The organism is Streptomyces justiciae (genome assembly GCF_015163075.1).
GTDB classification, from domain to species: Bacteria; Actinomycetota; Actinomycetes; order Streptomycetales; family Streptomycetaceae; genus Streptomyces; species Streptomyces justiciae.
Genome location: NZ_JADDXU010000001.1, coordinates 516,830 through 528,752 on the forward strand (window position 1 = coordinate 516,830; position 11,923 = coordinate 528,752).

12 protein-coding genes are annotated in these 11,923 nt (G+C 70.3%); 1 reads left to right on the forward strand and 11 read right to left on the reverse strand.

Annotated features, from left to right (window positions below):
* Positions 1-82: 82 nt before the first annotated feature.
* The 9 genes from IQ210_RS02310 to IQ210_RS48420 all read right to left on the reverse strand — a co-directional run bounded on the left by IQ210_RS02310 (position 83) and on the right by IQ210_RS48420 (position 8,904).
* Positions 83-730 (reverse strand): superoxide dismutase, encoded by a 648-nt coding sequence (locus IQ210_RS02310; RefSeq protein WP_194076321.1) that lies wholly within the window; start codon positions 728-730, stop codon positions 83-85.
* Between the two features lie 104 nt (positions 731-834).
* The gene (locus IQ210_RS02315) at positions 835-2,214 is read right to left on the reverse strand and encodes an amino acid permease (protein ID WP_194076324.1); all 1,380 of its coding nucleotides are present in this window, start codon (positions 2,212-2,214) and stop codon (positions 835-837) included.
* A 123-nt stretch (positions 2,215-2,337) separates the two neighbouring features.
* Positions 2,338-3,228: a TauD/TfdA dioxygenase family protein gene (locus tag IQ210_RS02320; protein WP_194076334.1), complete on the reverse strand. Its 891-nt coding sequence runs from the start codon at positions 3,226-3,228 to the stop codon at positions 2,338-2,340.
* A gap of 12 nt (positions 3,229-3,240) precedes the next feature.
* The gene (locus IQ210_RS02325) at positions 3,241-4,572 is read right to left on the reverse strand and encodes an LLM class flavin-dependent oxidoreductase (protein ID WP_194076336.1); all 1,332 of its coding nucleotides are present in this window, start codon (positions 4,570-4,572) and stop codon (positions 3,241-3,243) included.
* A gap of 220 nt (positions 4,573-4,792) precedes the next feature.
* The gene (locus IQ210_RS02330) at positions 4,793-5,506 is read right to left on the reverse strand and encodes an ABC transporter ATP-binding protein (protein ID WP_194076338.1); all 714 of its coding nucleotides are present in this window, start codon (positions 5,504-5,506) and stop codon (positions 4,793-4,795) included.
* Complete coding sequence (locus IQ210_RS02335) at positions 5,482-6,321, reverse strand: ABC transporter permease (protein ID WP_194076340.1); 840 nt, start codon at positions 6,319-6,321, stop codon at positions 5,482-5,484. The genes IQ210_RS02330 and IQ210_RS02335 overlap by 25 nt, the downstream gene beginning before the upstream one ends.
* A complete protein-coding gene (locus IQ210_RS02340) occupies positions 6,318-7,385 on the reverse strand; it encodes an ABC transporter substrate-binding protein (protein ID WP_194076342.1) in 1,068 nt (355 codons plus the stop codon). The genes IQ210_RS02335 and IQ210_RS02340 overlap by 4 nt, the downstream gene beginning before the upstream one ends.
* Before the next feature lie 178 nt (positions 7,386-7,563).
* On the reverse strand, positions 7,564-8,751 hold the full coding sequence (locus tag IQ210_RS02345) for an ROK family protein (protein ID WP_194076345.1): 1,188 nt from the start codon (positions 8,749-8,751) through the stop codon (positions 7,564-7,566).
* A 66-nt stretch (positions 8,752-8,817) separates the two neighbouring features.
* On the reverse strand, positions 8,818-8,904 hold the full coding sequence (locus IQ210_RS48420) for a putative leader peptide (RefSeq protein WP_373559756.1): 87 nt from the start codon (positions 8,902-8,904) through the stop codon (positions 8,818-8,820).
* Between the two features lie 271 nt (positions 8,905-9,175).
* On the opposite strand from IQ210_RS48420, the gene IQ210_RS02350 reads away from it, so the two are divergent.
* Positions 9,176-9,754: a biotin transporter BioY gene (locus tag IQ210_RS02350; protein ID WP_194076347.1), complete on the forward strand. Its 579-nt coding sequence runs from the start codon at positions 9,176-9,178 to the stop codon at positions 9,752-9,754.
* Here IQ210_RS02350 and IQ210_RS02355 read toward each other — a convergent pair.
* Entirely contained in the window at positions 9,744-11,024 is a 1,281-nt protein-coding gene (locus tag IQ210_RS02355) for an FAD-binding oxidoreductase (RefSeq protein ID WP_194076350.1), read from the reverse strand. The genes IQ210_RS02350 and IQ210_RS02355 overlap by 11 nt on opposite strands.
* Before the next feature lie 57 nt (positions 11,025-11,081).
* Positions 11,082-11,801: a hypothetical protein gene (locus IQ210_RS02360; protein WP_194076352.1), complete on the reverse strand. Its 720-nt coding sequence runs from the start codon at positions 11,799-11,801 to the stop codon at positions 11,082-11,084.
* Between the last annotated feature and the right edge of the window lie 122 nt (positions 11,802-11,923).

Consider the following 11,923-nt stretch of genomic DNA (forward strand, 5'->3'; position numbering starts at 1 on the left):
GTCCTCGCGGGGGCCTCCGTCATTCCGCCTGCCACGTGAAGGGTGAGAAGACGATCACGAGCAGGACGTATTCATACACCCGTCAGGGCGCGAGCAGCAGCACATCCGCACGGGACTTGGCCGCCTCGTAACGCCGGGCCACGTCCTGCCAGTTGACGACGGCCCACATGGCGTCGATGAAGTCGACCTTCTGGTTCCGGTACTGGAGGTAGAAGGCGTGCTCCCAGGCGTCGAACACGAGGATCGGCACCGCGCCCTGCCCGACGTTGCCCTGGTGGTCGTAGACCTGCTCGACGACCAGCCGCCCGCTCACTGGCTCGTACGCCAGCACACCCCAGCCCGAGCCCTGCGTGGTCGCCGCGGCCTTGGTGAGCTGCGCCCTGAACCCGGCGTACGACCCGAAGGACTCGGTGATCGCGTCGGCGAGCTCCCCGACCCCGTCGGCCGCGAGCGGCTCGCCGCCGCCGTCCTTCGGGCCGGTCATGTTCTGCCAGTAGATCGAGTGCAGGATGTGCCCGGACAGATGGAAGGCCAGGTTCTTCTCCAGCCCGTTCAGCGCCGCCCACTGCTCCTTGTCCCGTGCCTCCGCGAGCTGCTCCAGCGTGTCGTTGGCGCCCTTCACGTACGCCGCGTGGTGCTTGTCGTGGTGCAGCTCGATGATCTCGGGGCTGATCACGGGGGCGAGCGCGGAGTAGTCGTACGGCAGTTCAGGCAGCGTGTAGACGGGCATGACGGGTCCCCTCAAGAGCTTGTTGCAAGTAGCTTGCAATAACAAGCTAACAGCAAAAAGCCCCCGTGTGATCGGCACGGGGGCTTTCGGGTGGTCGCTTCAGGTCAGCGCGCGGCCCGCCTGCGCTGCCACGCGTAGCCCACGGCCGCCAGCACCAGCGTCATGACGCCCGTCGAGTACAGCTGCACCCGGGTGTCCGCCTCCCGCGCCATCAGCACGAAGATCCCGGCCATCCCGGCCAGCGCCACCCACGTCAGCACCGGGAACGCCCACATGCGCACGGTCAGCTTCTCCGGCGCCTCCCGCTCCAGCTGCCGGCGCAGTCGCAGCTGCGAGACGGCGATGAAGATCCAGACGACGAGGATGACCGCGCCGATCATGTTGAGCAGCCAGGAGAAGACGTCGTTCGGGCGCCAGTAGCTCAGCACCACGCACACGAACCCGAACACCGAGGAGGCGAGGACGGCGACCCGCGGCACCCCGCCGGAGACCCGGCCCAGCGCCTTGGGCCCCTGCCCCCGCTGCACCAGCGAGTAGGCGATGCGCGAGGAGCCGTAGATGTTGGCGTTCATCGCGGACAGCAGGGCGACCAGGACGACCACGTTCATGAGCTGGCCGGCGCCCGGGATGCCGAGGGAGTCGAGGGCGGCGACGTACGGGCCCTTTTTCGTCACTGCTTCGGAGTCCCACGGGACCAGCGTCACGATGACCGCCATCGAGCCGATGTAGAACAGCGCGATGCGCCACATGGCCGTGCGGACCGCGCTCGCCACGCCCTTGACCGGGTTCTCCGACTCCGCCGCCGCGATGGTGACCGTCTCCAGGCCGCCGTACGCGAAGACGGAGGCGAGGATGCCGATGACCAGGCCCTCGCTGCCGTTCGGGAGGAGGTCGGTGAGATGCGAGGCGCCCGGCGAGTCCGTGCCCGGGAGCACGCCCGCGATCGCCAGCACCCCCAGCACCAGGAACAGGCTGATCGCCCCGACCTTCAGCGCCGCGAACCAGAACTCGAACTCGCCGAAGTTCTTCACGGCGGCGAGGTTCGTGGCGCAGAACACCAGCATGAACAGCGCCACCCACGCCCACTCCGGCGTCCCCGGCAGCCAGCCGGTCACGATCTTCGCCGCGCCGATGCCCTCCAGGCCCACAGCCGTGCAGAGCAGCACCCAGAACGACCAGCCCGCCGTGAAGCCCGCCCACGGGCCGATCGCGCGCTCGGCGTGCGCGGAGAAGGACCCCGACGACGGATACGCGGCCGACATCTCGCCCAGCATCCGCATCACCAGCATCACGAGGAGCCCGGAGAGCGTGTAGGCGAGGACGATCGACGGACCGGCGGCGGCGATGCCCGCGCCGGAGCCCACGAACAGACCGGCGCCGATGACCCCGCCGAGGGCGATCATCGACAGGTGGCGCTGCTTGAGGCCATGGGAGAGGGAGGCGCCGGGCTCGAGTGGGGCCTCGACGGGGGTGGTGCTGGGCATGAGCGCGATGGGTCCAGTACGTGAGACGGCGTGCAGGGGGCAAAAACGCCCACAGTCTGGGCGGCCTCTCCGCTCAGAAGGAGAGGCCGCCCACTATGCGGACACCGTCCGTACAGGCCGTGACTAGGCCGCCACGCTCGTGTAGTGCGAGGCGTCGCCCTCCACCGAGTAGCTCTCCTTGCCCTCGATGCCGACGGGGATGTCACCGGCGACGGTCACCCGGTGCAGCCGGCGGGCCTGGCGGTCGTAGTTGTCGACGGCGTAGTGCTGGGTGATGCGGTTGTCGAACAGGACGAGCTGGTTCGGCGACCAGCGGTGGCGCAGGATGTGCTCCGGCTTCACCACGTACGACTGGAGCAGGTCCAGCAGCGTGCGCGACTCCGTCACCGACAGGCCCACGATCCGCTGCGCGAACCCGCCGATGAACAGGCCGCGTTCACCGGTGAGCGGGTGGACGCGGACCACCGGGTGGGCGGTGCGGTACTTGATCGACGTGAACTGGGCGCGCTGGGCGGCCTTCTTCTCGTCGATGTCCTCCGCCGGTACGGCGTAGTCGTAGTCGTTGGTGTGCTCGGCCCACAGCGTGTCCGCCAGGTGGCGCAGCGGGTCGGGCAGACTCCGGTACGCCGCCGCGGAGTTGGTGATCAGGGTCTCGCCGCCGTACGGCGGGAGCGTGATGCTGCGCAGGGTGCTGGCCTGCGGCGGGTTGAGGACGAAGGTGACGTCCGTGTGCCAGTGGCTGGCGCTGCCCTGCTCGCTGTCGACGGGCAGCACGTTCGCCGCGCCCTCGACGGCGGGGACCGTCGGGTGGGCGGTGGTGAGGTCGCCGAAGTGGCGGGCGAAGGCCTGCTGGCCCGCGTCGTCCAGGTTGACGTCGTCGAAGACCAGCGCCTTGTGGATGTTGAGGGCCTCACGGAGGGCGGCGACGGTCTCGCCGTCCAGGGGCTCGGAGATGTCCACCCCGGAGACCTGCGCGCCGATGTGGGCGGTGACCTTGCGGATGTCGAGCGTCATGATCGGGTCCTCTCAGACGAGCGTGGCGGTGTACTGGTTGGCGGGGCGGGGGAGGCCGTAGCGCTCCCGCAGGGTGCGGCGCGGGCCGTACTCCTCGCGGAGCAGGCCGCGGGCGCGCAGGATCGGGACGACGTGGTCGACGAAGAGGTCGAGGCCGGACGGCAGCACGGCCGGCATGATGTTGAAGCCGTCGGCGGCGCCGAGCGTGAACCACCGCTCGATCGCGTCGGCGACCTGCTCGGGCGTCCCCGCGAAGGTGAGATGCCCGCGCCCGCCGCCGAGCCGCCCGATCAGCTGCCGTACGGTGAGCCGCTCACGCCGGGCGAGCTCGACGACCAGCGTGTACCGGCTCTTGGCGCCCTCGATGGCGTCCTCGGAGGGCAGGTCGGCGGGGAGTTCGGAGTCCAACTTCAGGGTCCCGGCGGGGAGTTGGAAGAGGCGTTCGAGGTTGGACACCCCGTGCTCGTGCACGATGTGGTCCTCCAGCTCCTGCTCCGCCGCCCGCGCCTCGGCCTCCGTCGAGCCGATCACCGGGACGATGCCGGGCAGCACCTTGAGGTGCTCGGGGTCCCGACCCGCCTGTACGACACGGGACTTGAGGTCGGCGTAGAAGTCCTGCGCGTCCTTCAGGGTCTGCTGGGCGGTGAACACCGCCTCCGCGTACCGGGCCGCGAACGCCTTGCCGTCCTCGCTCGACCCCGCCTGCACCAGCAGCGGGTAACCCTGCGGCGAGCGCGGCACGTTGAGGGCGCCCTCGACACTGAAGTACGTGCCCTGGTGCCGGGGCGGGTGGATCTTCGTGTCGTCGCCCCAGACGCCGGACGCCTTGTCGGCGACGATCGCGTCGTCCTCCCAGCTGTCCCAGAGCTTCAGCGCCACGTCCAGGAACTCGGCGGCGCGGGCGTACCGCTCGGCGTGCGCCGGTTCCGCGGCGAGGCCGAAGTTGCGGGCCGCCTCCGCGCCGGCGGTCGTGACGATGTTCCAGCCCGCCCGGCCGCCGCTGATGATGTCCAGCGAGGCGAACTTGCGGGCCAGGTTGTAGGGCGAGTTGTAGGACGTGGACGCGGTGGCGATCAGGCCGATGTGCTCGGTGGCCGTGGCCAGCGCGGTGAGCAGCGTCAGCGGCTCCAGGGCCCCGGCGGGCCGCTGCGAGACCGTGCCCCACAGCTGCGGGCCGTCGGCGAGGAAGAGCGAGTCGAAGGTGCCGCGCTCGGCGATCCGGGCCAGGTGGACGTAGTGGGCCAGGTCCACGTGCGCGAACGGATCGCTCTCGGCGAGCCGCCAGGAGGCTTCGTGGTGGCCGGTGTTCATGAGGAAGGCGTTGAGGTGGAGTTGCCGGGGCATGGGTGTCCCTTGCTCTGGGCGGGTCGGGGGCTTTCGAGCGCCGGTCACGGCACATCAGCCCGTCCGGCGTTTGAGGACGAGGCCCGTTCAGGGCCGAAGCGGGGGTCTGGGGGCGCAGCCCCCGGGGACGATGGGGGTCCCCCCGCTCGAGCGAAGCCGAGAGTGGGGGAGGGTAGGGGCGGCGGGGGCGAAAATCGCCCGGCCTCACGACAGCCGGCGGTCACCGAAGGTCCTCCGTCACACCCAGCGCCGCAAGCAGCCGCAACCGGTACTCGCCGCGCGCATCCGCACCCGCATCACGGTCGATGGCCAGATCGAGCCCGATCCGCCCCTCCTCCAGCACCAGCACCCGGTCGGCCAGCACGATCGCCTCGTCCACGTCGTGCGTGACCAGCAGCACCGACGGCCGGTGCCGCTCCCACAGCTCCCGCAGCAGGGCGTGCATCTTGATCCGGGTCAGCGCGTCCAGCGCCCCGAACGGCTCGTCGGCGAGCAGCAGTTCGGGCTCCCGGACCAGCGACCGGGCCAGCGCCGCCCGCTGCGCCTCCCCGCCCGACAGCTCGCTCGGCCAGGCCTGCTCCCGCCCCCCGAGCCCCACCTCTTCGAGCGCGGCGCGTCCCTTGTCCTCGCCGTCCGTGCCCAGCAGTACGTTGTCCAGGACCCGGCGCCAGGGCAGCAGCCGCGAGTCCTGGAACACCACGGATATCCGCTCGGGGGCGGTGAGTTGGCCACTCCCGGTCACCTGGTGGTCGAGGCCCGCTATCGCCCGCAGCAGCGTGCTCTTGCCGGAGCCGCTGTGCCCGAGGAGAGCCACGAACTGTCCGGCCGGGATGTCCAGGTCGATGCCGTCGAGGACCGTACGACGGTCGAACGAGCGGGTGAGGCCGCGGAGTCGGACGGCGGGCCGGGTCAGCTGCTCAGTGTGCGTCGCCACGACAGCACCCTCCTTTCGATCAGACGGACCGCGCTGTCGGAGACGAGGCCGAAGACGCCGTAGACGACCAGGCCGACGAGGATGACGTCCGACTGGCCGTAGTTCTGGGCCTGGAACATCAGATAGCCGAGTCCGCTGGTGGCGTTGATCTGTTCCAGGACGACCAGGCCGAGCCAGGAGCCGGTGACGCCGAGCCGGAGTCCCACGAAGAATCCGGGCAGCGCACCGGGGATGACGATCTGCCGGATGAACTGGAACCGGTTCAGCCCCTGCACCTCGGCGAGTTCGACGAACCGGCTGTCGATACCGGCCAGCGCGGCATGGGTGTTGAGGTAGATCGGGATGTAGACGACGATCGCGATGATGGCGATCTTGAAGGTCTCGCCGATGCCCAGCCACAGGATGAACAGCGGGATCAGACCGAGGGTGGGGATCGCCCGGTTGAGGTTCACCGTCCCGTCGATCAGCGCCTCCCCGACCCGGCTCAGCCCGGCCGCGAGAGCGAGCGCGACCCCGGCGACCAGCCCGATCGCGAAGCCGGAGGCGGCCCGCTGGAGCGAGGTCAGGATGTCGTCCGGCAGAGTGCCCTCGGTCCACAGCCGGGCGCCCGTCTCCAGCACGGTCCAGGGCGCCGGGACCGCCCCCGGGTCCAGCCGGCCGGCGGCGGACGCGGCGGCCCACAGGGCGAGCAGCAGCACCGGGCCGATGAGCCGGGTGGCGGGCAGCCGGCGGCCGGGGGAGAGGCTGCGGCGCTTCCGCCGCACTGCCGGCGGGGCCTCGGTGACGGCGGGGGCCGTCGTCGTCACGGCACTCATTTCTGATACTCCTCGGACACGGACTTCGCGGCGATGCCCTCGAAGCGGTGGTCGAAGAGCGAGGCCACGTCGAACTTCTTCACGAAGCCGCCCTCCGCCAGCAGATCGGCGGTCTCCTGCTCCCACCGGATCGCCTCGTCCCAACTCGGCGGGAACAGCGGCTTGTTGGCGAGGTCCGAGATCGACTTCGCCTGGGCGGCGGTCAGGTTCTGCGTCTTGACGTAGAACTCCTCGTTCCAGACGTCCGGGTTCTCGTACGCCCACACGGTGCCCTTCGTCCAGTACGGGATGTACGCGGCGACCGCGGCGGCCTTCGCCTCGTCGTTCAGCACCGAGATCGGCGCCCACAGCAGGTTGAGCAGGTCGACGACGTCGGTGGTGATGACCCGGGCGCCCTTCGCCTCGTACTGCGCGAGGTAGGCGGGGGACTGGGTGTTGCCGAGCGGGGCGATGTCCACCTGGCCGGACTGGAGGGCGGTGAGGAACTGGTTGCTGGTCAGCGGGACCAGGTCCACCTCGTCGTACTTCAGGCCCGCCTTCTTCAACGCCCGCAGCAGCACGACCCCTTGGGCCTGCCCCTGCGAGAACGCGAGCTTCTTCCCCTTGAAGTCCTCGACCGAGCGGATGTCGCTGCCGGGCTTGGTGGCGAAGACGTAGTTGGGCTTGCGGGTGATGTTGATCGCGACGATCTTCGCGTCGAAGCCCTGGTAATGCGCCTGGATCGGCGGAATCCCCGCGTTGTTGGCGAGGTCCAGGGACTTGGCGCGGAAGGCGTTGATGACATCGGGACCGGCGGCGACATTCACCCAGCTGGAGACCTTGAACGGGAGTTCCCCCAACTCGGCGAGCTTGAACTGGAGTTGCTGGGTGCCTTGATACGAGGAGATCTTCAGGGCGGTGCCTGGTGGGACCTTGTCGGCGAGCGGCGCGGTCGAGGCGCCCTCGTCGCTCGTGGCGGCACTGGACTCGGCACAGCCGCTCAGCCCCGCGACGCCGGCCGCGGCGCCCACGAGCGAGGTGAGGAACAGTCGTCGGTCCATTCCGGACGTACGGGAAATGGGCATGGGAGGACTCCCTGAATTGGTGCACAGAAAAGCGCGGGAAGGAATTTCACGCGGCAGAAACGAGCGCGTCACACGGGGCAGCGTGTCAGCAACAGAAGGCGCGACAGTGCAGGTGAGGGCTCATGAACACGATGCTCGCGGCCCTGCGGAACCCCTGTCAACATTCGGAGTTTCTGAATTAAATAGCCTCAGGTGACACGGTCAGAGGGTCCCGGTAGAGCACGTCCAACGCCACCGCTCCACCCGCCACCGCGAGCACCGAATCCGGGAAACTCGTCGGAATCACCGACCCCGACCGCCCGGACCCGACCTCCTCCCGCAGCGCCGCGAGGCAGTCCTCCCGATGGATCGCGCCGACCTCGGTGACGACGACCACCTCCGGATTGAGGACGTCGAGCAGCAGCCCCGCCGCCCGCCCCGTCATCCGCGACCGCTCCACCAACAGCCGTACGGCCACCGGATCGCCGTCCGCCGCCGCCCGCACGAGATGCATCGGGTTCACCCCCGCGATCACCCCGGCGGCCCGCGCCTTACGGCACAACGTCCGCTCGCTCAGCTCCACTTGGAGGCAGCCGGTCCGCCCGCAGTCGCACGACTCCACCCCGCCCGGCACCGGCAGATGGGCGATGGCGCCCGCCTGCGAGCGCGGCCCGTGATGCACCTCGTCATGAGTGGCGAACGCCGCGTCGACCACGTTGCCGACGAAGAGGTGCAGCACACTCCGGCTGCCCCGCGCCCGCCCGAAGAGGCGCTCCGCGTTCACCAACGCCCGCGCGTGCCCGTCCACATGGACCGGCAGCCCGGTGTGCGCACCGAGCAGCTCCCGCACCGGCACCTCACGCCAGCCGAGCAGCGGGTGCTCGACGACCGTCCCGGTCTCCCGGTCCACCCAGCCCCCGGCCGCGAAGCCCACGCCGAGCGGCCGGCACCCGGGGTGCGCCGCCAGCAGCGCGCCCAGCCCCTCGGCGGCCCGCGCCAGCACCGGGCCCGGGTCGGTACCGTCCGCGTGCTTGAGCTCCCGCGAGGCCACCACCCGCCCCCGCAGATCCAGCAGCGCGACCGTCGTATGGGGCACCGCCACATGGACTCCGCCCACGACGAAACGCGAGGAGTCCAGGTCGACCGGCACATGGGGCCGCCCCACACCGCTCGTCCGTCGCGGTGCGGCGGCCTCCTGGATCAGCCCGAGACGGGTGAACCGGGCACAGTAGTCCGTCACGGACGCCGGGGACAGTCCGGTCAGCCGGGCGATGGTGGAGCGCGCGACCGGCCCGTGCTCCAGCACGGACCGCAGGACGACACTCGCGCTGGTCCGCCGCCGGTCACGGTCGGCGGCGCGGGCCAGGGGAGACGTAAGGGTGGGCATGGTGATCACCTCGGGGGGCCGGTCCGACTCTGCGCCGTACGCGAAGGGCGAGACCGGAACAGGGCCTCACCCGGGACGGCGACAGGCGGCCGCGCCCACGCGTCGCAGGTCGACATGGCGACGCGACGTGAGGAAGAGGGCCTGGGCAACCATGGTTCGAAGGGTAGGCGGCACCGACCGGATCCGGCCAGAGCGCCCCCGCCCCTTTGGTGGGACCCTACAGACGCCGTTCACACTCGACACGTGAGTGAAACGTCCCGGCCTCAGTGACCGGCATCACGCCGTACCAGGTGTAACCCACACCCTTTGTATGGAGACCACCAACCCCCGACTCCAGCCTTTGTCGAGCGCTGACGGTGATCGACGCGAGGGGGCCGGGATAGCGTCGCGATGTCCTGTCCCTGCCCTACCCAGCGGAGTCCCCATGAGCACCGCCGTCGCCCCCGTACGCCCCGGCCAGGTCCTCGCCGACCTGCTCCCGGCCTCCCGAGTTCGCGACCTCGCGCTCGTCGTCGGCGGCGCCGCGCTCACCGGTCTCGCCGCCCAGATCTCCGTGCCCGTGCCCGGCTCCCCGGTGCCGGTGACCGGCCAGACCTTCGCTGCCCTCCTCGTCGGCACCACGCTCGGCGCCGGGCGCGGCTTCCTCTCCCTCGCGCTGTACGCGATCGCGGGCGTCGCGGGCATGCCGTGGTTCGCGGACGCCGGCTCCGGCTCCGCCGCCCCGTCCTTCGGCTACATCCTCGGCATGATCCTCGCCTCCACCGTCGTCGGTGCCCTGGCCCGCCGCGGCGCCGACCGCTCCGTGCTGCGCACGGCCGGCGCGATCCTGCTCGGCGAGGCGATCATCTACGCCATCGGCGTCCCGTACCTCGCCGTCGCCAGGGACATGTCCGCCTCCGCCGCCATCGCGGCCGGCCTCACCCCGTTCCTGATCGGCGACGCCCTCAAGGCGGCCCTGGCGATGGGCCTGCTGCCGACCGCGTGGAAGCTCATCAAGCGCTGACACCGTAGCCGTCACCGAAGAGGTTCGCCGGGTCGTACGTCGACTTCACCCCGGCGAGCCTCTTCCGCGTCTCCGGGTCGTACAGCCCCTCGCCCCGATCCCCGGCCCCGAACGCGAAGTTGACGGCCCGCCCCACGGTGCGCGGCGCGAGCACCTCGAACGCCGGATCGAGCAGGGCCCGCGCCTTCTCCCGTTCCCCCATGGTCAACAGCCGCACCAGGAACCGCCCGTCCCGCCACGGCACCGAGTTCCCGGCGGGCCGCGCGAGCGCCCCACCCAGATGATTGACCTGTACGACGACCATGGCGCCGGTGTCGGGCCCGGTGAGCCGCAGGAGCTCCCCGCCCGCGTCCGCCGCGTCCAGCTCACTCAGCACGGCACTGTCCCCGTAATAGGCGTGCGGGAAGTCCGGGTCACTGTGGATGGTGTGGCTCTCGGCGTACGGCATCTCCCGCAGCGAGTCGGCGAGCACCGGCCCGATCTCCCGGAGCGGGGCGACGAGTTGATCGCCGTCGTCGCCCGTGTACGCGACGCGCACGGAGACGACGTACCGCCCGCGCAGGTGCGGCGGCAGCGCCGGCAGGTCCGGGTACGGTACGGCGGCGAAGGACGAGGTCAGCCCGTCCGGCACGGTCCGCGTCCAGGCCTCGTACGCCCGCAGCACGGCCGCCGGTTCGACCTCCCGCCCGTCGAACGCGAGCGAACCGCCGTACAGCGTCCGCACCGGGACGAGCCCGATCTCCAACTCGGTGACCACGCCCAGGCGGTGACCGCCGCCGAGGAGCGCCCAGTACAACTCGGAGCCGGGGACGGCATGGTGCAGGTGTCCGTCAGCGGTCACCACGTCCAGCCACCGCACATGATCGGCGGCGTACCCGAACTCCCGTGCCAGGATGCCGAGTCCACCGCCCAGGGTGTAGGAGACGGCGCCGACGCTCGGCGCGGACCCGTTGAGCGGCGCCAGCCCGTACGGCGCGGCGGCCGCGACCACCTGCCCCCAGCGGACGCCCGCCTGGACGCGGACGGTACGGGCGTCGGGGTCGACGGTGACGCGGTCCATGCCCTTCGTCGAGACGAGCACACCGCCCGTGACCGGTCCCGGCCGTCCGTGTCCGGTCGCCTCGACGGCGACGGACAGCTTCCGGTCGGCCGCGTGGCGGACGGCGGCGATGACGTCGTCGCTGCCGGAAGGGCGGAACACGGCATCGGGCTGCAGGTCGAACGAGGTCTGGAACCCGATGAGTTCACTGTGGTCGGTCTGGTGAGTCATGGACCACACGATGGAGGCATAACCTGACAACGGCCGTCAGGTTATGCCTCCGTCTGTTCAGATTTCCTGCCGCGGCCGCCGCGTCGACCACCACAGCCCGGCCGCACCGGCCGCCATCAGAGCCGCGCCCGCCGTCCCCGCCGGGAGCAGATCACGCGCGACACCGGTCTTCGGCAGCTGGCCGCCGCCGGGACCGACCGGTTTGTTGTCCGTACCGAGGAGCAGCGGGGTGGCCGGGGCGTTCGGCGACGGGTTCGTCGTACCGAACGGAACCGGGCCCTGCTGCCAGTACGTCTTCTTCCCGTCGCCGGTCTGCACCGGCAGACAGATCTTTCCGGTCTTGTCGAGATCGAACGACGCGTCGACGGCGTACGACTTCGACTTACCGGCCGCGAGATTGTCGATCGGGCAGGCGAAACCGCTGTTCGAGCCCTCCGGCAGATCGCTTTCGGCAATCGAGGAGCAGCCTTGAACGCTATTGACCGTGAGGCCGTCGAAACCGACGACCAAAAGCTGGATCTTTCCGCTGTCCTTGGTCCCTTCGTTCTTCACCGTGGCGGTGATGTCGGTCTTCTCGGACTTGTTGTCGACCGAGATCTGTTCGGGCAGCAGCGTGGTCAGCTTCACGCCGTCCGGCGCCTCGTCGACAACCTTTCCCCCCTTGCTGCTTCCGGGCCCCTGGTCATCCGCACTGGCGGTGGCGGAAAGGATCAGCACGGCCGAGAAAGATGCCGTGACCAGCGATCCCGCGATGGTCGTCATACGACGAGAACTCATGTTCGTCCCCCTTGCCTGCGCCTGAATTCGCAGTACTTGAAGAGCTACCACAAGATTTCTCCGCACTATGCTGGTACGGCGCGAAGTGTGACCATTGTGTTGAAGTAGGGCTTGACCGGTGC

Bases quoted from the DNA above. Each gene is read 5' to 3' on its own strand.
- IQ210_RS02310 (WP_194076321.1), bottom strand. From the start codon at position 730: ATGCCCGTCTACACGCTGCCTGAACTGCCGTACGACTACTCCGCGCTC.
- IQ210_RS48420 (WP_373559756.1), bottom strand. From the start codon at position 8,904: ATGGTTGCCCAGGCCCTCTTCCTCACGTCGCGTCGCCATGTCGACCTG.
- IQ210_RS02335 (WP_194076340.1), bottom strand. From the start codon at position 6,321: ATGAGTGCCGTGACGACGACGGCCCCCGCCGTCACCGAGGCCCCGCCG.
- IQ210_RS02360 (WP_194076352.1), bottom strand. From the start codon at position 11,801: ATGAGTTCTCGTCGTATGACGACCATCGCGGGATCGCTGGTCACGGCA.
- IQ210_RS02345 (WP_194076345.1), bottom strand. From the start codon at position 8,751: ATGCCCACCCTTACGTCTCCCCTGGCCCGCGCCGCCGACCGTGACCGG.
- IQ210_RS02315 (WP_194076324.1), bottom strand. From the start codon at position 2,214: ATGCCCAGCACCACCCCCGTCGAGGCCCCACTCGAGCCCGGCGCCTCC.
- IQ210_RS02325 (WP_194076336.1), bottom strand. From the start codon at position 4,572: ATGCCCCGGCAACTCCACCTCAACGCCTTCCTCATGAACACCGGCCAC.
- IQ210_RS02320 (WP_194076334.1), bottom strand. From the start codon at position 3,228: ATGACGCTCGACATCCGCAAGGTCACCGCCCACATCGGCGCGCAGGTC.
- IQ210_RS02355 (WP_194076350.1), bottom strand. From the start codon at position 11,024: ATGACTCACCAGACCGACCACAGTGAACTCATCGGGTTCCAGACCTCG.
- IQ210_RS02350 (WP_194076347.1), top strand. From the start codon at position 9,176: ATGAGCACCGCCGTCGCCCCCGTACGCCCCGGCCAGGTCCTCGCCGAC.
- IQ210_RS02340 (WP_194076342.1), bottom strand. From the start codon at position 7,385: ATGCCCATTTCCCGTACGTCCGGAATGGACCGACGACTGTTCCTCACC.